This is a genomic window from Nocardioides sp. SYSU D00038, assembly GCF_016924665.1.
Taxonomy (GTDB): Bacteria; Actinomycetota; Actinomycetes; order Propionibacteriales; family Nocardioidaceae; genus Nocardioides.
Window position 1 is genome coordinate 82,701 of record NZ_JAFFJT010000016.1, and the last position, 20,686, is coordinate 103,386.

Below are 20,686 nucleotides of genomic sequence, written 5' to 3' on the forward strand. Positions count from 1 at the left end.
GCCCCTCGGGACAAGGGAGCCGCGGCCGGGCCGGGGGGTGGTGCGGTCAGCCGGTCAGGTGCCCCGGACCTTCCGCACCGGTGCGGCCGAGGCGGCGACCGAGGCGGACCCGAGGTAGCGCACCACCACCGAGTGCGTGCCCTTGCGGATCTTGACCTTGGTCGACGCCTTGCCCGACCTCAGCACCAGCGTCCGCACCACCTTGCCGTCGACGACGACCTGGACCTTCCCGGTGACCGGGACGCCCACGGCGGTCACGGTCGCGGTGACCTTGACCTTCTTGCCCGCCTTGACCTTGCCCTTGCTCACCGTGGAGCGCGTGGTCGACGCGGCCTTCGCGACCGGGGCGGTCGGCGCCGAGGTCGCGGCCCCGGGCGCCAGCCCGTCCTTGGTGGCAGTGACCCGCACCGAGAGCCGGGTGCCGGCGTCGGCCGCGACGACCCGGTAGGTCTCGCCGGTCGCGCCCGCGATGGCGACGCCGTTGCGCAACCACTGCCGGGCGTAGGTCAGGCCCTTGGTGTTCCACGTGCCCGTCGTGGAGGTCAGCGTGCCCCCGATCCGGGTGGCGCCGCCGACCTGCGGCAGCGTCACCGCCGCGACCGTCTCGACGTCGGCGAGGCTGATCGTGGTCTGCCTGACCACCTCGGCGTTGCCGGCGACGTCGGTCGAGGTGAGCTCGACGGCGTGGTCGCCGTAGCCCTCCACCACGACCGGCGCGGCGCCGACCTGCTGCCACGGCCCGCCGTCGATGCGGTACGACGTCGCGGCCACGCCGCTGAGCGCGTCGCTGGCCGTGAAGGTCAGCGTGGCCCGGTCGGAGGAGTCGACCCCGGTGCCGCGCTTCACCGCGACCTGGGTGGTCGGCGCCGTGGCGTCGATCCACACCGGCAGGGTGCGGGTCCCGGACGTGTTGCCCGAGGCGTCGGTGGCCCGGTACGAGAGCGTGTGCTTGCCCTCGCCGGTCACCGCCACCGGACCGGTGTAGTCCTGCCAGCCGGCCGACTCGCCGGTCTGCACCGCCGGGGCGGCGTCGCGGTTGTCGGCCGCGGTGACCGTGACCTCGACGTCGGAGCGGTGCCAGCCCCCGTCGCCGGCGACGCCGGCGGTGACCGCCGCGGTCACGTCGGGCGCCTGCTCGTCGTCGGGCACGGCGATCACCCAGGTGTCGGCCAGCGAGGGGTCGAAGAAGCCGCTGGCGTCGGTCGGGAACTCGAACTTCACCCGCACCTCGCCGTCGGCCGCCGCAGCCAGCGCCGCCGGGGTGTCGACGAGGATGTCGTGCACCTTGGTGCCGACCCCGGGCTCGGAGCGCGGCACGACCTGGGTCTGCTCGAGCACGTCGTCGATCCAGACGTGGTACTTCTTCGTGCGGGGCATGTCGAAGGTCTCGATGCTCCGCAGCACGAACGGCTCGCCCGCCGGGACGTCGAGCAGCACCGAGTACCACGACCCCGGGTGGGACGAGTGGGCGTAGCGCCGGGTCAGGCCGGCCTCCACGTTGGTGCCGCTGTTGGGTGCGGCCATCAGCGCGTGCGCGGTCTCCGAGGCGCCGTTGCCGAAGTCGACGTGGTCGACGACCGCGGCGGTCGGCGGCGCGGTGACCGGGAACGACACCGAGGCGTCCTTGGTCGCCAGGGTGGCGCCGCCGCGGACGACGGCGACCGACACCGCGGTGGGGCCGCCGACCCGGTCGAGCCCGACGACCACCGGCACGGTCGCGGTCACGCTGCCGCCGGCCGGCACCACGACCTCGTCGGAGGGCACCGACCGCCAGCCGGCGGGCAGGGTGGCGACCACGCGGGCCCGCACGGGGCGGCTGCCCTCGTTGGTCACCGGCACCGACAGCGTCGCGTGCTCGGCGGGGTCGCCGGCGTCGAGGGCGCCGGTGACGGCACCCACGACCAGGCCGGAGGTGACGGTGACCCAGTCGGCCGAGGTGTCGCTCAGCTCGTAGTCCTCGTCGCCGATCGTGAGCGACAGGCTCAGCCCAGCGTCGTACGACGCCGGGTCGGCGTCCTGCGGCACGGCCAGGGCCACCGGTAGCTGCGCCGAGGCGCCCGCCGCGACCGTGACGGGCTCGAGCGTGACGGGCTCCCAGCCCGCCACGGTGACCGAGCCGGCCGACACGGTGACGGCGGTGTCGCCGTCGTTGGTCACCGTGACGGCGCCCTGCGCCGTAGTGCCGGGCAGCACCGCCCCGACGACCGGGGGCAGCGAGATCGAGACGCCGAGCGCGGTCGCGGTCGAGCGGGTCAGCGCGGTCTCGATCTCCGACAGCCGGCGGTCGAGGCTGCCGCGCACCGGTGCGTCGACCGACGAGCCGGCGAGCCAGGTGCGGGCCTCGCGGATGCGTCCGAGCGCCGACCGGAGCTCGTCGGCGACGACCGCGTCGTCGTCGTCGAGCGTGGCCAGCAGGGCGGCGGTGACGTCGTCGTGGGTGGCGACGAGGCGTCCGTCGAGCTCGTCGGCGTCGCCGCCGGCGAGGTCGCCCTCGGCGGCCAGCCCGTCGACGTGGTCGCGCAGGTCGACCAGGAGGTCGAGCACGCCGCCGAGCGCCTCGTTGGCCGCGGTGACCGCGAAGTCGTAGCTGCCGGAGCCGATGGTGATGGTGACGGTGCCGTCGCCGTCCACGACGTCGTGGACGCCCTCGACGCCGTCGAGCAGCGCGCCGCCCTCGGTGACCGCCCACGCGTTGTCGGCGGGCAGCACGACCTCGGCGGTCGTGTTGACCGGCACGTCGACCGCGAGCGCGAGGTCACCGCCGTCGAGCTGCCAGTCGGTGGCGATGGTGCCGTAGACCGAGCGGAACTCACCGGCTCCGCTGGTGACCCCGCCACCGGGCACCGGGGCGACCCGGATCTTCTTGTAGCCGGGGTCGAGCGGGGCGATCGCCCCGATGTTGCGGTACATCCAGTCGCCGACCGCGCCGTAGGCGTAGTGGTTGAAGGAGTTCATGCCCACGTCGCCGAAGGTGCCGTCGGGCTTGATCGAGTCCCAGCGCTCCCACATCGTGGTGGCGCCGTTCTCGACCTCGTAGCCCCAGGAGGGGAAGTCCTTGTGGGTGAGCATGGTCCAGGCGAGGTCCTCGCGGCCGATGCTGCTCAGCGCCGGCAGCAGCCACGGGGTGCCGAGGAAGCCGGTGGAGAGGTGGTTGTTGCGCGAGGCGAGCTTGGCGACGAACCTCGCCGCGACCTTCTCGCGCAGCGCCGCGTCGGTGACGAGGTCCATGCCGAGCGCCATCGCGTACGCCGTCTGGCTGTTGCCCGACACGGTGCCGTCGGCCGCGACCAGCTGCTCGGTGAACGCGACGCGCACGTCGTCGGACAGCTCGGCGTACTCGGCGGCGTCGGCGTCCTCGCCGAGCGCGGCGGCCATCTCGCTGAGCATCCGGGTGTTCTCGGCGTAGTAGGCGGTGCCCAGCACGCTGGTGGGCGTCGGGTCGTCGAGGTTCAGCCAGTCGTCCCAGTGGCCGCGGGCGGAGTCGATCAGGTCCTCGCCGGCGCCGGTGCGGACGAACTCCACGAACGTGCGCATGGCCGCGTAGTTCTGCCGCAGGATCGCGGTGTCGCCGTGGGCGCGCCACACGGCGTAGGGCACGGTGACGATCGCGTCGGACCAGCCGAGGCCGGTGCCGAGGTCGTTGCCCGGCGGCACCGGCGCGATGCCGGGCATGTCGCCGTTGGGCCGGGCCTCGTCGCGCAGGTCGGTGAGCCACTTGGCCAGGAAGGCGCGGGTGTCGGTGAGGTAGCTCGCGGTGGGCGCGAACACGTTGATGTCACCGGTCCAGCCGAGCCGCTCGTCGCGGGCCGGGGTGTCGGTGGGGATCGACAGGAAGTTGCCGCGCTGGCCCCACGAGATGTTGCTGGCCAGCTGGTTGAGCATCGGGTCGGAGGTCTCGAGCCGGCCGGTCGGGGCGAGGTCGGAGCCCCACACCACACCGGTGACGTCCGTGGCGGCCGGCGGCGTCGCGGTGCCGACGATCTCCACGTAGCGGAAGCCGTGCTGGGTGAACGTCGGCTCGTAGGTGACGGTGCCGTCGGCTGCGAAGGTGTAGTGGTCGGTGACCTTCGCGGCCCGCAGGTTGGCGGTGTAGAGGGTGCCGTCGGGGTTGAGCTCCTCGCCGTAGCGGATCCGCACGGTCTGGCCGGCCTGGCCGGTGAGGGTCATCCGCGCGACGCCGACCATGTTCTGGCCGAGGTCGTAGACCCACGCACCGGGCGAGGGCTCGGTGCGCACGACGGTGTCGAGCTCCTCGGTGGTGCGCACCGGCTCGTCGGGCTGCGGCACCACGGGTGCCGCGGGCGCGGGCCGGACGACGGCGGCGGCCCAGCCGCTGTCGTCGTAGCCGGGCTGCTCCCAGCCGGCCTTGGCGCGCCGGGCGTCGTAGGTCTCGCCGTCGATGTTGTCGGTGAAGGTCCACGGGCCGGGGCTGGTGGACCAGCCGGTGTCGGTGTCGACCCACTCGCTGGTGCCGTCGGTGTAGTCGATGCGCAGCCGGGCCAGCAGCGAGGTCTGGGTGCCGTAGACGCCGGGGCCCCACATGCCGACCTTGCCGGCCCACCAGCCCTTGGCCAGCATCGCGCCGAAGGCGTTGTCGCCCGTGCGGACCTGGTCGGTCACGTCGTAGGTCTGGTGCTGGAAGCGCGCGAGGTAGTCGGTCCAGCCGGGGGCGAGGTGCTGGTCGCCGACCTTCTCGCCGTTGAGCTCGAGCTCGTAGATGCCGCGCGCGGTGGCGTAGACGCGGGCCCGCTCGACGGTCTTGCCGGCCGCGGTCGAGAAGTCGGTGCGCAGCAGCGGCAGGTGCTCGTCGGGCGAGACCCAGAGCGCGTCCTGACGGCCGGAGTAGCGCAGCGCGCCGTCGACGACGGTGCCCCCGCTGAACGGGTTGCCCTCGGTCGCGAAGTCGGTGTCGAGCAGCACCGTGCCGTTCTTCGCCACCACGCGGACGTCGTGGACCGTCTGGGCCTCGGTGCCCTGGGTGGCCTGGTCGGTGCGGAACCCGACGAAGCCCCGGTCGAACGACGCGTCGTTGCGGGTGTCGATCACGTCGCCGTCGAGGGTCGTGGTGATCGTGGGCCCGTCGAAGGTGACGCTCATCGTGTGCTGCCCGGTGAGCAGCTCCTGGGTGCTGACGAACGCCGAGATGTCCTTGTTGTCCAGCAGCGAGAAGTTGCCGTTGACCTTCTTGTGCGGCCGCAGCCGCGGCGTGCCGTCGGCGACGCTGACCTGCCACATGTAGCCGTTGCTGAGGTTGGGCGCGCGCAGGTAGGTGCCGAAGAGCAGGTTGTCGATGCTGAAGTCGAAGGTGACGGTGTAGTCGGTCCAGCGGTTCAGCTCGGTGCCTGCCGGGGCGCCGATCCATGCGGCGTCGCCCCAGTCGGCGGAGTCGAGCAGGCCGGTCTCGAACGACGCGGGCTCGCTCCACGCCGACGCCTGGTCGGCGCCGTCCCAGGTGCGCACCTGCCACACGTAGCGGGCCTGCGACTCCAGCGCCGGTCCCGCGTAGGTCACGTCGGCCTGGCGGTCGGAGACGACCTTGCCGGTGTCCCACAGCGGCGCCGACCCCAGGTCGTCCTCGCTGGTGGCGACCCGCACCTGGTAGGCCGACTGCACGACGTCGCGCCCGGTCGACTCGCCGCGCCAGCCCAGCATCGGCGGCTCGCCGGGGATGCCGAGCGGCTCGGTGCGGCCGTTGGTCTGCAGTCCGGTGACGGTGACCGGCGTGGGGTCGGCCGCGGTGGCCGGGGCGGCCAGGGTGAGCGGCGCGACCGAGGCGGCGGTGGCGGTGGCGAGGGCGGCGACCAGGAGTCGCCAGCGCCGGGGTCGAGGAGACATGCGGTGGTCCTTGCGCTGAGGTCGGCTGGGCGCAACGTCGACCCGAGGTTGAAACGTTGCAAAGGCAACCTAGAACGACGGTGACGCCGGTCACAAGGTGGCTGGCGTGGCCGGATCCGGTCAGCGGGGTGAACCGGGTTCGGTCAGATGTAACCCCGGCGCACCGCGTGCACGACCGCCTCGATCGTGGAGTCGACGCCGATCGCGTCGCAGGTGCCGCGCAGCCGCCGCCGCACGGTGCGCTCGGAGACGCCGAGGGCCCGCGCGACGTACTCGACCGTGCGGCCCTCGGCCAGGTGGCCGAGGATCCGCAGGTCGACGTGGTCGGGCGTCCACCCAGCGTCGGGCACGGTCAGGTCCGCGGGCCGAGCCGCTCGAGCATGGTGACGTGGCCCGGCTCGAGCTCGTCGAGGCTGCGCACCCCGAGCAGTCGCATGGTGCGCTCGACCTGGCCGGTGAGGATCTCGATGGCGCGGTCGACGCCCTCGCGCCCGCCGGCCATCAGCCCGTAGAGGTAGGCGCGGCCGATCAGCGTGAAGTGGGCGCCGTGCGCCACGGCGGCGACGATGTCCTGGCCCGACATGATGCCGGTGTCGAGGTGCACCTCGACGTCCGCGCCGACCTCCTTGACGACCTGCGGAAGCAGGTGGAACGGGATCGGCGCCCGGTCGAGCTGGCGACCGCCGTGGTTGGAGAGCAGCACGGCGTCGACGCCCGCGTCGGCGAGGCGGCGCGCGTCGGCGACGTTCTGCACGCCCTTGACCACGACCTTGCCGGGCCACTGCTGGCGGATCCAGGCCAGGTCGTCGAAGGTGACCGTGGGGTCGAACATCGTGTCGAGCAGGTCGGCCACCGTGCCCGACCACGAGTCGAGCGAGGCGAAGGCGAGCGGCTCGGTGGTGAGGAAGTTGATCCACCACGCCGGGCGTGGGATCGCGTTGACCACCGTGCGCGGGGTCAGGGTGGGCGGGATCGTCATGCCGTTGCGGACGTCGCGCAACCGGGCGCCGGCGACCGGCACGTCGACGGTGACCAGCAGCGTGTCGTAGCCCGCCGCGGCCGCCCGGTCGACCAGCGCCATCGAGCGCTCCCGGTCCTTCCACATGTACAGCTGGAACCAGTTGCGGCCGGCGGGCGCCGCAGCGGCGACGTCCTCGATCGAGGTGGTGCCCATGGTGGAGAGCGCGAACGGGATGCCCGCGGCGGCCGCGGCGGTGGCGCCCGCGATCTCGCCCTCGGTCTGCATCATCCGGGTGAAGCCGGTGGGGGCGATGCCGAACGGCAGCGCGCTCACCCGGCCCAGCACCTCGCGGGAGGTGTCGACCTCCGAGACGTCGCGCAGGATCGACGGCACGAACTCCACGTCGCCGAACGCCTGCCGGGCCCGGGCCAGCGACACCTCGCCGTCGGCGGCGCCGTCGGTGTAGTCGAAGGCGGCCTTGGGCGTGCGGCGCTTGGCGACCCGGCGCAGGTCCTCGATGGTGAGCGCCTTCTCGAGCCGGCGCCGCTTGGGCGAGAGCTCCGGCTTCTTGAACTTCAGCAGCGGGGCCAGGTCGTGGCGCTTGGGCAGCTGCCGCTTCATGGGGTGACTCCTTCGAGACGTCTCTGGGCGGCGTCCCAGTCGACCCCGGTCCGGGGCTCGTGGCGACGCAGGTCGTGGGTGCGGCGCACGAGCGCGCGCATCGCGGGGAGGTCGGGCAGGTCGGCGCCGAGCGCCCGTGCCTGCACCAGCACGTTGCCCAGCGCCGCGGCCTCGGCCGGCCCGGCCAGCACCGGCAGCCCGCAGGCGTCGGCGGTGAGCTGGCAGAGCAGCCGGTTCTGCGAGCCGCCGCCGACCACGTGCACGACCGACGGGCTGCGGCCGGCGAGCTCGGCCGCCGTCCGCAGGTGGCGGCGGTAGGCGAGCGCCAGCGAGTCGAGCACGCACCGCACCAGGCCGAGCCGGGTGTCGGGCTCGGGCTGGCCGCTGCGCGCGGCGAGCGCGACGACCCGCTCCGGCATCGGGTCGGTCGCGGTGCTCGGGGCGAGCAGCACCGGGTCGTTGATGTCGACGACGCTGCGCAGCGCCGGCACGTCGGCCGCCCCCGCCAGCAGCGACGGCAGGCCGATGCCCGGCAGGCCCCGGTCGCGCCAGGAGCGCAGGCACTCCGAGAGCACCCACAGCCCCATCACGTTCTTGAGGAACCGGATGGTGCCGTCGACGCCGCCCTCGTTGGTGAAGTCGGCGAGCCGGGCCGCCTCGGTGAGCACCGGCTGGTCGAGCTCGAGCCCGACCAGCGACCAGGTGCCCGAGGAGATGTAGGCGACGTCGCCGTCCTCGGCCGGCACGCCGACCACGGCGGACGCCGTGTCGTGCGAGCCCACCGCGATCACCGGCACGTCCTGGGCGAGGTCGAGGTCGGCGGCCACCTCCGGCAGCACCCACCCCACCCGGTCACCCGGGTCGCGCAGCGGCGGCAGGATCGCCCACGGCACCCCGACCCGCTTGGCGAGGTCGACCGACCACTCGCGGCGGCGGACGTCGTAGAGCTGGGTGGTCGAGGCGTTGGTGCGCTCGGCACCGATCGACCCCGTCAGCCAGTAGCCGAACAGGTCCGGCAGCAGCAGCAGCGTCTCGGCCGACTCCAGCGCCGCGGTGCCGAGCGAGGCGACGAGCTGGTAGATGGTGTTGAACGGCAGCTGCTGGAGCCCGGTGACGGCGTAGAGCTCCTCGGCCGGCACCTTGAGCAGCACCTGTTCGGCGATCCCCTCGGTGCGGCGGTCGCGGTGGGAGTACGGGGTGCCGAGCAGCGTCCCGTCGCGGTCGAGCAGCCCGTAGTCGACGGCCCAGGAGTCGATGCCGATGCCGTGCAGCGGTCCGCGCGCGGCGACCGTGCGCAGCCCGGCCAGCACCTCGCGGTGGATGCCGACGACGTCCCAGAGCAGCGAGGGGCCCACCCGCACGCCCCCGTTGGGGAACCGGTGCACCTCCTCGAGGTGCAGGGTGTCGGGCCCCACGGCCGCCGCCATCACCCGGCCGCTGGTGGCGCCCAGGTCGACGGCGGCGACGCGCAGGAGTCCGCTCATCGCAGGAAGGCCGCCGCGACGCCCGCGTCGACGGGCACGTGCAGGCCCGTGGTGTGGGTCATGTCCGGGCCGCACAGCACGAAGACCGCGTTGGCGATGTGCTCGGGCAGCACCTCGCGCTTGAGGATCGTCCGCTGGGCGTAGAACTTGCCGAGGTCCTGCTCCTCCACGCCGTAGACCGCGGCGCGGTTGGCGCCCCAGCCGCTGGCGAAGATCCCGGAGCCCTGCACCACGCCGTCGGGGTTGACGCCGTTGACCTTGATGCCGTGCTCGCCGAGCTCGGCGGCGAGCAGCCGCACCTGGTGGGCCTGGTCGGCCTTGGCGGCGCCGTAGGCGACGTTGTTGGGACCCGCGAAGATCGAGTTCTTGCTGGAGATGTAGACGACGTCGCCGCCCATCTCCTGCTCGATCATCACCTTCGCGGTGGCCTTGGCGACGAGGAAGGACCCCTTGGCCATCACGTCGTGCTGGAGGTCCCAGTCCTTCTCGGTGGTCTCGAGCAGCGAGCGCGAGAGCGAGAGGCCGGCGTTGTTGACCACCAGGTCGAGGCCGCCGAAGGCCAGGACGGCGGCGTCGACCGCGGCCTGGACCGCCGCCTCGTCGCTCACGTCGACCTGCACGCCGACGGCGACGTCGCTGGAGCCGATCTCGGCCGCGGCGGCCTGGGCCTTCGCGAGGTCGAGGTCGGCGATCACGACGCACGCGCCCTCGGCGGCCAGCTTCTGGGCCGTGGCCCGGCCGATGCCCGAGGCGGCGCCGGTGACCAGCGCGACCCGGGTGGCGAGGGGCTTGGGCTTCGGCATCCGCTGGAGCTTGGCCTCCTCCAGCGCCCAGTACTCGATGCGGAACTTCTCCGACTCGTCGATGGGCGCGTAGCTGGAGAGGCCCTCGGCACCCCGCATCACGTTGATGGCGTTGACGTAGAACTCACCGGCGACCCGCGCGGTCTGCTTGTCCTTGCCGAACGAGAACATGCCGACGCCCGGCACCAGCACGATGAGCGGGTCCTTGCCGCGGATCGCCGGGCTGTCGGGGGTCGCGTGCCGGTCGTAGTAGGCCTGGTAGTCCTCGCGGTAGCTCACCGCGAGCTCCTTGAGCCGGGCGATGCTCTCCTCGACGGTCGCCGACGCGGGCAGGTCGAGCACCAGCGGCTTGACCTTGGTGCGCAGGAAGTGGTCGGGGCAGGAGGTGCCCAGCTCGCCCAGCCGCGGGTGCTCGGCGTGCGCGAGGAACTCCAGCACGACGTCGGAGTCGGTGAAGTGGCCGACCATCGGGCGGTCGGCGGAGGCGATGCCGCGGATCGTCGGCGCGAGCGCGGCGGCCTTGGCCCGGCGCTCGGCCTCGGGGAGGGCGGCGTAGCCGTCGAGGGCCGGGCCGAACGGCTCGGCCTTGCTGTGCTCCGCGATGTACGACGCCGCGGTGTCGATGATCCACAGCGAGTTCTGCTCGGCCTCGTCGCTGGTGGCCCCCCACGCGGTGATGCCGTGGCCGCCCAGGATGCAGCCGATCGCCTGGGGGTTCTTCTCCTTGATCTCGGCGATGTCGAGGCCGAGCTGGAAGCCGGGACGGCGCCACGGCACCCAGACGACCTTGTCGCCGAAGATGGTGGCGGTCAGCTCCTGGCCGTCCTTGGACGTCGCGATCGCGATGCCCGAGTCGGGGTGGAGGTGGTCGACGTGCGCGGCGTCGACGAGGCCGTGCATGGCGGTGTCGATCGACGGCGCGGCGCCGCCCTTGCCGTGCAGGCAGTAGTCGAACGCGGCGACCATCTCGTCCTCGCGCTCGATGCCGGGGTAGACGTCGACCAGGGCGCGCATCCGGTCCAGGCGCAGCACGGCCAGGCCCGACTCCTTGAGGGTGCCGAGGTCGCCGCCGGAGCCCTTGACCCAGACGAGCTCGACGGGCTCACCGGTGACGGGGTCGGTCTCGGTGCCCTTCGCCGAGGTGTTGCCGCCCGCGTAGTTGGTGTTCTTGGGGTCGGCGCCGAGGCGGTTGGACCGGGCGATCAGCTCGGCCGCTGCGGGGTTCGTCATCTTCTCTTTCCCTGTGGGGTGTGGGTGGTCAGGTCCAGCTGAGCTGGGTGCCGCCGACGCGGGTCGACTCGATCTCCTGCTGGTAGCCGGACGCGGCGTACGCCGCCATCGGGTCACTCGGGAGACCGTTCTCCTCGCGCCAGGCGGCGAGGTCGGCGCGGACGTCGGTGTAGAAGGCGTCCATGAGCACGGCGTTGGCGCCGAGCACGTCGCCGGCCGCCTGCGCGGCGGTGAGCGCCTCCCGGTCGACGAGCAGCGCCCGGGCGGTCATCTCCTGGACGTTGAGCACCGAGCGGATCTGGCCGGGGATCTTGTCCTCGACGTTGTGGCACTGGTCGAGCATGAACGCCACGTCGCTGTGGCCGGACTCGTTGGCCGGGCCGTACCCGCCGCCCCGGACCACCTCGACGAGGATGCGGAACAGCTGGAACGGGTCGGCCGCGCCGACGATCAGGTCGTCGTCGGCGTAGAAGCGGGAGTTGAAGTCGAAGGAGCCGAGCTTCCCGAGCCGCAGCAGCTGCATGACGATGAACTCGATGTTGGTGCCGGGCGCGTGGTGGCCGGTGTCGAGGCAGACCATCGCGCGGTCGCCGAGCGCGGCGACCTGGGCGTAGGAGGTGCCCCAGTCGGGGACGTCGGTGTGGTAGAACGCCGGCTCGAAGAACTTGTACTCGAGCACCAGGCGCTGCTCGCCGGAGAGCCGCTCGTAGATGGTCGCCAGCGACTCGGCGAGACGGTCCTGGCGGCCGCGCAGGTCGCCCTGGCCGGGGTAGTTGGTGCCCTCGGCGAGCCAGATCTTGAGGTCGCGCGAGCCGGTCGCGTCCATCACGTCGATGCACTCGAAGTGGTGGTCGATGGCCTTCTGCCGGACCTTCGGGTCCACGTGGGTCAGGGCGCCGTACTTGTAGTCGTCGTCCTGGAAGGTGTTGGAGTTGATGGTGCCGAGCGCGATGCCGAGGTCCTCGGCGTGGCGCCGCAGCGCGGTGTAGTCGTCGACCAGGTCCCAGGGGATGTGGAGGGCGACGGTGGGCGCGAGGCCGGTGAACCGGTGGACGGTCGCGGCGTCCGCGATCTTCTCCTCGACCGAGCGCGGGGTGCCCGGGGTGCCGAAGACCTTGAACCGGGTCCCGGAGTTGCCGAAGGCCCAGGAGGGGAGCTCGATCGCCTGGCCCGAGAGCATGGGGGCGATCTGGCTGAACGTGGTCATCTCAATCACTTCTCGAATGCCTGGTCGGGGGCCGCGGCGGTGGCCGCGGTCTGGTCGGTGGTGGCAGTGGCGAGCTGGTCCTCGAGGTGGAAGACCTCCTCGAGCACGAGGAAGCCCTCGTCGGGACGGCGTCCCTCGAGCTCCTCGAAGAACTCGGCCATCTCCGCCTGCCAGCGGGCGTTGACCTCGGTGCGGGCCATGCCCTCCTGCGCCGCGTCGAGCGACGGTGTCTCGACGTAGCCGATGAGCAACCCGTCCTCCCGGAGGAAGAGCGAGTAGTTGTGCCAGCCGTTGTCGGCCAGCGCGTGGAGCATCTCGGGCCACACCGCGGCGTGGCGCTGCTTGTACTCCGCGATCCGGTCCGGCTTCACCTGGAGCTGGAAGCAGACGCGCATGTCGTGTCCTTCCCTGGTGCGGTGCTCGTGGGTCGGCCGGGCAGGTCCGGGCCGCCCCGCCGGGGGCCGCGGGGGCGGACCCCGGCCGGTCGGGCGCGGGGGTGGGCCGTCACGCAGGCGGTGCCGACGGCCCGGGCGCTTCGAGCTCTGGCCGAATCAGAAGTCGAAGTCGTCGATGTTCTCGGCGTCGAAGACGAACGGGTCGCCGAGCAGCACGGTGTTGTCCGCACCCACGGTGTACTCGCCGAGGCGGCCGGCCTCGAAGGAGTCGCCCTCGCCCTCGATGTCGCCGTCGACCAGGGCCTTGGCGGCGTAGGCGGCCAGGTAGCCCAGGTCGGCCGGGTTCCACAGCGCGAACGCGGTGACGGTGCCGTCCTTGACGTACTCGCGCATCTGGTTCGGGGTGCCGAGACCGGTCAGCGCGACCTTGCCCTTGGCGTCCGAGGTGGAGAGGTAGCGGGCCGCAGCGGCGATGCCGACGGTGGTCGGCGAGATGATGCCCTTGAGGTTCGGGTGCTTCTGCAGCAGCGCGGCGGTGGCGTCGAACGACTTCTGGTCGTCGTCGTCACCGTAGACCGTCTCGACGAGCTCGATGTCGGGGTGGTTCGCCGCGAGCTCCTCCTCCATGAGGCCGATCCACTCGTTCTGGTTGGTCGCGTTGGCCGCGGCCGACAGGATCGCGACCTCGCCGGCGCCGCCGATCTGCTCGGCGATCAGGTCGACCTGGACCTTGGCGATGCCGGCCGAGTCGGCCTGGTTGATGAAGATGTCGCGGCAGTCGGGGTTGGTGTCGGCGTCGTAGGTCACGACGGCGATGTCGGCGTCGCGGGCCTCACCGATCGCGTCGCACAGCGCGTCGGGGTCGTTGGCCGAGATCACCAGGGCGTTGCGGCCCTGCTGGGTCGCGGTGTTGATGTACTGCACCTGGCCGTCGGGCGAGGCCTCGGCCGGGCCGACCTCCTCGTACTCGCCGCCGAACTCCTCGACGGCCTCCGCGCCACCGGCGTTGCTGGTGTCGAAGTAGGGGTTGCCGAGGTTCTTCGGGATGAAGGTGACGCTGGTGGCGTCACCGCCACCGCCGCCGCCACCGCTGCTGTTGTTGTCGTCGCCGCCATCGTCGTCGCCACCGCAAGCGCTCAGGGCCAGGCTGGCAACCAGCGCCACGGCCGCGAGGCCGCTCAGACGTCGGTTCTGGAACTTCATGTTGTTACCTTTCGGATTCCATCCGGCGGGTGCCGGATCAGCTCAGCGACCGCTTGCCGGCGCTGTCTGAGGAGCGACCCGAGGAGCGCGCCCCCTTGCTCGCCGAGACCACGTTCCGGCCAAGGGCGAGAAGACTGGTGGACATCACCGAGAGCACGAGGAGCACCCCGATGACGATGTTGATGACGTTGATCGTCTGACCGTTGAGCAGCATCGCCCGCTGGATCACGCCGATCAGCAGCACGCCGGCGATCACGCCGGGCAGGGCACCGCGGCCGCCGAAGATCGAGACCCCGCCCAGCAGCACGGCGGCGATCACCTGGAGCTCGAGGCCGACCGAGTTCTCGGCCCGGGCCACGCCGGTGACCAGCGTCGTGTAGATGCCGACGAAGCCCGCGACGGTGCCGGCGAGGACGAACAGGATCGCCTTGGTGCGGGCGACGTCGACGCCGGTGAAGTGGGCCGCCTCGTCGTTGAGGCCGATCTCGTAGACGCCCCGGCCGAACGGCGAGAAGTGCAGGAGCAGCGCGAACAGGACGGCCAGCACGACGAACGGGATCAGGATCATCGGGTAGGGCTGGTCCTCGATGATCCGCTCCTTGGCGAGGTCGGTCCAGGAGTCGGGGAAGTCGGTGCGCGACTCGGTGCCGAGCAGGCCCGCGGCGATGCCACGGAACAGGGCGAGGGTGCCGATCGTCACCGCGATCGAGGGCAGCCCGACGTAGGCGACGAGGAAGCCGTTGAACGCCCCGCACAACGCACCGATCGCGATCGCGACCAGGGCGGCGACCACCACCGAGAGCCCCGCGTCGACGTGGAGCATGCCGAAGGCGACGCTGGTCAGGCCCACCGTGCTGGCGACCGAGAGGTCGATCTCGCCGGTGACGATGATCGCCGTCATCGGCAGCGCCAGCAGCAGGATCGAGGCGGAGTCGCGGAACAGGTAGTACATCGTCTGCGGGCCGCTGAAGTAGTCGACCTGCGAGCGGGAGTAGACGATGGCGGCGATGAGCAGCGCGATCACCGCGAACTCGCGGCTGAGGACGACGCGCTGCCAGAACGGCCGCGAGTAGTCGGCGTAGGTACGGGGCCCGGGCGTGGGGGTGCCGGTGCCGCCGGGGGTCTGGGTCAGCGTGGTCATCGGGTCCCCTCCTGGGCGTCGCCGGCGACCACCGGCGCCAGCGTAGGCGCGCCGGGACTGGTCGAGCCGGCACTGGTGTCTCGGGCGGCGACGAGGGCGCGCTCCTGCCGGGTGACCAGCACCCGGTCGAGGACGATCGCCCCGATGATCAGGGCACCCACGACGGCCTGCTGCCAGAAGTCGGAGATGCCGAGCACCGGCAGCGAGCGGTAGATGGTGACGAGGAGCATCGCGCCGAGCGCCGCGCCCCACACCGTCCCGCTGCCGCCGAAGATCGCGACCCCGCCGATCACGGCGGCGCCGACGGCCTCGAGCTCGATGCCCGAGCCGACGCTGGAGCTGACGGTGCCGAAGCGGGCGGCCGAGACCACCCCGGCGAGGCCGGCGAGCGCGCCGCTGAGCACGAACGCCGAGAAGATCCGGCGCCGGACCTGGAGGCCGTAGAGCTCGGCGGCGTCGGGGTCGGAGCCGATGGCGTAGAGCTCGCGGCCGCCGCGCGCCGTGCGCAGGTAGTAGCCGACGGCGGCCAGCACGACCGCGGCGACGATCGTCAGCACCGGGATGCCGAGGATGGAGTCGGTGCCGAGGTCGCGGAAGGTGCGCGGCATGTCGTCGGCGTTGATCCGGTCGCTGCCTGCCCAGGTGAGGAAGGCGCCGCGGTAGATGTACATGGTGCCGAGCGTGATCACCAGGGCCGGCACCCGGCCGAAGGCGACCAGCACGCCGTTGATCGCGCCGAGCGCCGCGCCCATGAGGATGCCGGCGAGGACCACCGCGATGATGGGCAGGCCGGTGTCGATGAACAGGCGGCCGGTGAGGTAGGCGGTGAGGCCGAGCGTCGAGCCGACCGACAGGTCGACGTTGCGGGTGATGATCACCGCGGTCTGCCCGACCGCGAGCAGCACCAGCATCGAGGGCGTCAGCAGCAGGTCGCGCCAGCCGGTGGAGGAGAACAGGAACGCGTTGCTCTTCAGGGTGGTGACGGCGATCAGCAGCAGCAGCACGACGCCGACCGCGAGCTCGCGGGAGCGGAGCAGGTCGCGGACCGCGCGAGCGGTCGGGGAGGCCGCGCTGGGCTGGACGAGGGTGTCGGTCATGCCGGGACCTCCGCGCCGGTCGTGGTCGGGTTGGGGTCGGTGCCGGCGGCGTTGGTCGCGGCCCGCATGACGTTCTCGGGGGTCGCGTCGTCGCGGGCGATGTCGGCGGTGATCCGGCCCTCGCACACCACGAGCACGCGGTCGGCCATGCCGAGCACCTCGGGGAGCTCGGAGGAGATCATCAGGATCGCGAGGCCCTGGCCGGCGAGGTCCGAGAGCAGGCGGTGCACCTCGGACTTGGTGCCGACGTCGATGCCGCGGGTGGGCTCGTCGATGATCAGCAGCGTCGGCTCGGTGGCCAGCCACTTGGCGATGACGACCTTCTGCTGGTTGCCGCCGCTCATGGTGGCGGCGTTCATGTCGAGCGCGCTGGTCTTGACCTCGAGCCGTCCGGCCCACGGGCGGGCGGCACGGTTCTCCGCCCGGCCCGTGAGCAGGCCCGCCGTCGTCAGGCCCCGGCGGATCACGCCGGCGACGTTGCGGGCCACGGACGCCTCGGTGACGAGACCCTGCTTGCGTCGGTCCTCGGGGACGAAGGCCATGCCGGCGCGGATCGCCGCGCGGGGGTTGCGCGGGGGCACTCGCTTGCCGAGCAGCTCGACGCTGCCGTCGTCGTAGGCGTCGACGCCGAAGACCGCGCGTGCGATCTCGGAGCGGCCGGCGCCCACCAGGCCCGCGAGCGCGACGATCTCGCCGGCGCGCACCTGGAAGCTGACGTCGTGGAAGACGCCCGCGGTGCTCAGGCCGCGCACGTCGAGCACGACGTCGCCGATCTCGGCCGGGGTCTTGGGGAACAGCTCGCTGACCTCGCGGCCGACCATCTCGGCGACCAGCTGGTCGACGGTGGTCTCGGCGATCGCCTTGGTGGAGACGTAGGAGCCGTCGCGCATCACCGTGACGGTGTCGCAGAGGTCGAAGACCTCCTCGAAGCGGTGGGAGATGAAGACCAGGGCGCGGCCCTCGTCACGCAGGCTGCGCGCGACCGCGAACAGGCGCTCGACCTCGACGCCGCTGAGGGCGGCGGTCGGCTCGTCCATGATGAGCAGGCTCGCGTCGAGCGAGATGGCCTTGGCGATCTCGATGATCTGCTGGTCGGCGATCGAGAGGCCGCGGGCGGGACGGCGCGGGTCGATGTGGACGCCGAGGCGCGCGAAGAGGCCCTCGGCCTCGGCGTGCATCCGGGCCCGGTCGATCCGGCGGCCGCTGCCCAGGGGCTGGCGGCCCATGAAGATGTTCTCGGTGACCGAGAGGTCCGGGAACAGGGTGGGCTCCTGGTAGATGACCGCGATGCCGGCGGCCTTGGACTCGGCGGTCGACCCGAAGTCGACCGGCTGGCCCTGGAACAGGAACTCGCCGGAGTCGCGGCGGTAGACGCCGGCGACGATCTTGACGAGCGTGGACTTGCCGGCGCCGTTCTCGCCCACGAGGGCGTGGATCGAGCCGGGTCGCACCCGCAGGCTGCCCGAGCGCAGCGCCGCCACGGCCCCGAAGGACTTGGTGACGTCGTCGAGCACCAGGGTCTCCGCCTGGGCCGCGTGGTCGGTCATGCGTTGGTCTCCATCTGGTCGTCGGAGGATTTGAAAGGTTTCAACCCGACGGCGTCACGGTAGGTGACCGCGATCACAGCCGTCAAGTAACGATTCCGAAATCTTGCCTCGGCGTCCACCCAGCGACGCTCCCACCCGCCCACCCGGACGTGCCCTACGCTGTGTGCGACGTTTCACACGACCCGCAGACCCGCAGGTCAGAGAGGGGGTTCCCGTGATGGTCGACGGTGCCCGGGCGTCCGTGAAGGACGTCGCAGCAGCAGCAGGGGTCTCCCTCGGCACGGTCTCGAACGTCCTCAACCGCCCCGACCGGGTCAGCGCCTCGACCCGGGCCCGGGTCGAGCAGGCGATGCGCGACCTGGGCTTCGTGCGCAACGAGTCGGCGCGCCAGCTGCGCGCCGGCAGCAGCCGGCTGCTGGCCTACGTGATGCTCGACGTCTCGAACCCGTTCTTCACCGACGTCGCCCGGGGCATCGAGCAGGCGACGTCCGACCGCGACCTGTCGCTGTTCCTCTGCACCAGCGACAACGACGCCGCGCGCGAGGCCGGGCACCTCTCCCGTCTGCAGCAGCAGCGGGTGCAGGGCATCCTCGTCACGCCGGTCGACCCGTGGTCGCCGCTGCTCGACGAGATCCAGCGCAACACCCCGCTGGTGATCGTCGACCGCACCCGCGGCGACCAGAGCTTCTGCTCCGCGGCCGCCGACGACGTCGAGGGCGGCCGGCTCGCCGTCGAGCACCTCATCGACCGCGGCCACTCCCGGGTCGCCTACGTCGGCGGGCCCGACACCCTCGGCCAGGTGCGCGAGCGGCTGGAGGGCGGCCGCCGGGCCTGGGCCGACGCCGGGCTCGACCCCGACGCCCTGGTGCACGTCAGCACCGCCGGGCTCAACTTCGCCGACGGCCGCGCCGCCGGGGAGCGGCTGGCCGGGATGCCGTCGCGCACCCGCCCGACCGCGGCGTACTGCGCCAACGACCTGATCGCGCTCGGCCTGCTGCAGCAGGCGATCCTCTCCGGCCAACGGGTGCCCGAGGACCTCGCGATCGTCGGCTTCGACGACATCGACTTCGCCGCCGCGGCCGCCGTACCGCTCACCTCGGTGCGCCAGCCCCGACGCGAGCTCGGCCGGGCCGCCGCCCGCCTGCTCGTCGACGAGGCCACCAACCCCGAGCACGTCCACGAGCAGCTCACCTTCACCCCCGAGCTGGTCGCCCGCGCCTCCACGCGCTGACCCGTCCGCGCCGAGTCAGAGACCCCGGGACCGTGAGCTCGGAGGGGTGCTTCGGGCCGGTGTGGACGGTCAGCACGCTGAGCATCCCGGCGGCGAGCGCGAGGTTGGGCAGCAGGTGGGGGACGTCGAAGGCCTGGATCGAGACGCGCAGCCGGTGGCCGCGCTTGATCTTGGCGGCGGTCGGGAAGATCTCGACGTCGACCGGTGCGATCTCGCCGCGCCGGAGCTTCTTCTGCGCGGCCCGGGTGAACGGGTGGAAGGGCTGGAGCACCTTGCCGTCGAGGTAGCGGGTGCGGCGCTTGTCGAGGGCCCGGTGCGAGAGCACCTGCCACCCGCCGGTGATCCGGTCGACGGTGCCGTCGGGCGCGACGTCGGACACCGAGACCGACAACATCCCGTCGCCCCCGGCGCTGGAGGTGTAGAGCCGGGCGTTGATCGGGCCCTGGAAGCGCAGCGGCTTGCGCAGCGGCTCGGTCTGGAAGACCACGCCGAGGCGGTCGTTGACCGCGTTGTCCTTGAAGCAGGGCAGCTGCGGGAGCACCGCGTTGGGCAGCCCGGCGGTCCACTGGTTGGTCGAGCGGGTGCACAGGCCCTGCACCGGGATCGGCAGCACCTTGGCGGTGCCGGCGGAGGTGCGGCCCTCGGTGAGCAGGCCCTTCGCGCCGCCGGTCGTCGACCGGCCGGAGAGCCGGAACGAGCGGGCGCGCTGCTTGCCGATCCACCGGTGCGAGGTGCGCCACCGGCCGGTGCCGATCTCGTGGTAGGTCAGCGGCTTGATGTCGCGGTGGAGGGTGGGGTCCTTGACGCCGCGCACGTAGCGGTCGAACCAGCGCAGCTGCACCTCGCTGAGCGACCCGAGCCCGGCGCGGCCGAACTCCGCGCCGCCGCTCGCCTGCAGGTGGTCCCACGGGCCGACCACCAGCTTCACCGGCACCTTGCGGTTGCGGAGGTTCTCGAAGATCAGCGGGGTGCCGCGCTGGAACAGGTCGTACTCGCCGCTGACCAGGAACGTCGGCACCGTGATCCGCCGGGCGAACCGCATCGGCGTCCGCTCGGCGTAGAACGGGCCGTCGTAGGCGGTCTTGCCGCCGAGCACCGCGTCGACGAGCAGCGCGGCCGTTACCGTGCCGGCCGAGACCAGGTGGGCGAGCAGCGCCCCGAGGCCGGAGGCGGGGTTGCTGGCGGTGACCGCCGGCGGGATCAGCCCGGCACCGGTGACCAGCCCCAACCAGAGCGGCATGAACCCGACGTCGAGCTGGCCGCCCGACGCGACGACGTCGCGGTAGACGTCGGCGCCCGGGACCTGCGGGAAGATCGCACGCAGTCCCCTCGGGTGCTGGCCGGCGGCCAGCACCTGGCTGATCCCCATGTAGGACGGGCCGTTCATCCCGACCCGGCCGTTGCTCCACGGCCGCGCCGACGACGAGGCCCACTCCACGACCTCCTTGGCGTCCTTGGCCTCGCGGGGACCGAGCACGTCCCAGGTGCCCTCGGAGCTGCCGGTGCCGCGCGCGTCGACCGTGAGGTGGGCGTAGCCGCGGCGCACCAGGTACGCCGAGTCGGCGCCGCCGAGGCCGCCCGCGCGGCCCAGCAGCGACTTGTTGTAGGCGGTGATGGTGATGATCACCGGGTGCCGTCCCGGCACCGGCTTGCCGTCCGCCCCGGCCGGCAGCCGGAGGTCGGCGCGCAGGAGCTTGCCGTCGGAGGTGGGGATCGCCAGGTCGGACTGGGTGGCCACCCCGGCGTACGTCGCCGGGCGGGGTCGCCAGGTGCGGGCGGGGGCCGCGGGCGCCGCGGCGCGGCTCGGGCCGGCGGTCGCTGCGGTGGGGGCCGTCGCGCTCGCGGTCGGCGCGGTGAGGGCCAGTCCGCTCGCCGCGAGGGCGAGCACGGTGGAGACGGCTGCGAGGCGGGCGCGGGTCACGGGCGGTCCT

At 72.5% G+C, this 20,686-nt stretch carries 13 protein-coding genes; 1 reads left to right on the top strand and 12 read right to left on the bottom strand.

Annotated features, from left to right (window positions below; translation table 11 throughout):
• Nucleotides 1-54: 54 nt before the first annotated feature.
• The 11 genes from JT721_RS09055 to JT721_RS09105 all read right to left on the bottom strand — a co-directional run bounded on the left by JT721_RS09055 (nucleotide 55) and on the right by JT721_RS09105 (nucleotide 17,524).
• A complete protein-coding gene (locus JT721_RS09055) occupies nucleotides 55-5,835 on the bottom strand; it encodes a family 78 glycoside hydrolase catalytic domain (RefSeq protein ID WP_205472699.1) in 5,781 nt (1,926 codons plus the stop codon).
• Between the two features lie 143 nt (nucleotides 5,836-5,978).
• Nucleotides 5,979-6,185: a helix-turn-helix domain-containing protein gene (locus JT721_RS09060; RefSeq protein WP_205472700.1), complete on the bottom strand. Its 207-nt coding sequence runs from the start codon at nucleotides 6,183-6,185 to the stop codon at nucleotides 5,979-5,981.
• A gap of 2 nt (nucleotides 6,186-6,187) precedes the next feature.
• Nucleotides 6,188-7,417, bottom strand: a complete 1,230-nt coding sequence (locus JT721_RS09065; protein ID WP_205472701.1) for an alpha-hydroxy acid oxidase — start codon at nucleotides 7,415-7,417, stop codon at nucleotides 6,188-6,190.
• Nucleotides 7,414-8,901 (bottom strand): rhamnulokinase family protein, encoded by a 1,488-nt coding sequence (locus JT721_RS09070; protein ID WP_205472702.1) that lies wholly within the window; start codon nucleotides 8,899-8,901, stop codon nucleotides 7,414-7,416. Before JT721_RS09070 ends, JT721_RS09065 begins: the two co-directional genes overlap by 4 nt.
• Nucleotides 8,898-10,934 carry a bifunctional aldolase/short-chain dehydrogenase gene (locus JT721_RS09075; RefSeq protein WP_205472703.1) on the bottom strand — a complete coding sequence of 679 codons (2,037 nt, stop codon included), beginning with the start codon at nucleotides 10,932-10,934 and terminating at the stop codon, nucleotides 8,898-8,900. The genes JT721_RS09070 and JT721_RS09075 overlap by 4 nt, the downstream gene beginning before the upstream one ends.
• A gap of 28 nt (nucleotides 10,935-10,962) precedes the next feature.
• On the bottom strand, nucleotides 10,963-12,141 hold the full coding sequence (rhaI, locus tag JT721_RS09080; RefSeq protein ID WP_205472704.1) for an L-rhamnose isomerase: 1,179 nt from the start codon (nucleotides 12,139-12,141) through the stop codon (nucleotides 10,963-10,965).
• Between the two features lie 5 nt (nucleotides 12,142-12,146).
• Complete coding sequence (locus JT721_RS09085) at nucleotides 12,147-12,536, bottom strand: L-rhamnose mutarotase (RefSeq protein WP_205472705.1); 390 nt, start codon at nucleotides 12,534-12,536, stop codon at nucleotides 12,147-12,149.
• A 156-nt stretch (nucleotides 12,537-12,692) separates the two neighbouring features.
• On the bottom strand, nucleotides 12,693-13,739 hold the full coding sequence (rhaS, locus tag JT721_RS09090) for a rhamnose ABC transporter substrate-binding protein (protein WP_205472707.1): 1,047 nt from the start codon (nucleotides 13,737-13,739) through the stop codon (nucleotides 12,693-12,695).
• Between the two features lie 37 nt (nucleotides 13,740-13,776).
• Nucleotides 13,777-14,880, bottom strand: coding sequence for an ABC transporter permease (locus JT721_RS09095; RefSeq protein WP_205472709.1), 1,104 nt, complete (start codon nucleotides 14,878-14,880; stop codon nucleotides 13,777-13,779).
• Entirely contained in the window at nucleotides 14,877-15,977 is a 1,101-nt protein-coding gene (locus tag JT721_RS09100) for an ABC transporter permease (RefSeq protein ID WP_205472711.1), read from the bottom strand. The genes JT721_RS09095 and JT721_RS09100 overlap by 4 nt, the downstream gene beginning before the upstream one ends.
• Nucleotides 15,974-17,524, bottom strand: coding sequence for a sugar ABC transporter ATP-binding protein (locus JT721_RS09105; RefSeq protein WP_205472712.1), 1,551 nt, complete (start codon nucleotides 17,522-17,524; stop codon nucleotides 15,974-15,976). Before JT721_RS09105 ends, JT721_RS09100 begins: the two co-directional genes overlap by 4 nt.
• Before the next feature lie 217 nt (nucleotides 17,525-17,741).
• Here JT721_RS09105 and JT721_RS09110 point away from each other — a divergent pair, with 217 nt between their 5' ends.
• The gene (locus tag JT721_RS09110) at nucleotides 17,742-18,755 is read left to right on the top strand and encodes a LacI family DNA-binding transcriptional regulator (protein WP_205473096.1); all 1,014 of its coding nucleotides are present in this window, start codon (nucleotides 17,742-17,744) and stop codon (nucleotides 18,753-18,755) included.
• Here the strand turns inward: JT721_RS09110 and JT721_RS09115 are convergent.
• Nucleotides 18,718-20,676: a CocE/NonD family hydrolase gene (locus JT721_RS09115; protein ID WP_205472713.1), complete on the bottom strand. Its 1,959-nt coding sequence runs from the start codon at nucleotides 20,674-20,676 to the stop codon at nucleotides 18,718-18,720. The two genes, JT721_RS09110 and JT721_RS09115, sit on opposite strands and share 38 nt — an antisense overlap.
• Between the last annotated feature and the right edge of the window lie 10 nt (nucleotides 20,677-20,686).

Coding starts and splice junctions, on each gene's coding strand:
- JT721_RS09055 (WP_205472699.1), bottom strand. CDS start 5,835: ATGTCTCCTCGACCCCGGCGCTGGCGACTCCTGGTCGCCGCCCTCGCC.
- JT721_RS09065 (WP_205472701.1), bottom strand. CDS start 7,417: ATGAAGCGGCAGCTGCCCAAGCGCCACGACCTGGCCCCGCTGCTGAAG.
- JT721_RS09070 (WP_205472702.1), bottom strand. CDS start 8,901: ATGAGCGGACTCCTGCGCGTCGCCGCCGTCGACCTGGGCGCCACCAGC.
- JT721_RS09075 (WP_205472703.1), bottom strand. CDS start 10,934: ATGACGAACCCCGCAGCGGCCGAGCTGATCGCCCGGTCCAACCGCCTC.
- rhaI (WP_205472704.1), bottom strand. CDS start 12,141: ATGACCACGTTCAGCCAGATCGCCCCCATGCTCTCGGGCCAGGCGATC.
- JT721_RS09085 (WP_205472705.1), bottom strand. CDS start 12,536: ATGCGCGTCTGCTTCCAGCTCCAGGTGAAGCCGGACCGGATCGCGGAG.
- rhaS (WP_205472707.1), bottom strand. CDS start 13,739: ATGAAGTTCCAGAACCGACGTCTGAGCGGCCTCGCGGCCGTGGCGCTG.
- JT721_RS09095 (WP_205472709.1), bottom strand. CDS start 14,880: ATGACCACGCTGACCCAGACCCCCGGCGGCACCGGCACCCCCACGCCC.
- JT721_RS09100 (WP_205472711.1), bottom strand. CDS start 15,977: ATGACCGACACCCTCGTCCAGCCCAGCGCGGCCTCCCCGACCGCTCGC.
- JT721_RS09105 (WP_205472712.1), bottom strand. CDS start 17,524: ATGACCGACCACGCGGCCCAGGCGGAGACCCTGGTGCTCGACGACGTC.
- JT721_RS09110 (WP_205473096.1), top strand. CDS start 17,742: ATGGTCGACGGTGCCCGGGCGTCCGTGAAGGACGTCGCAGCAGCAGCA.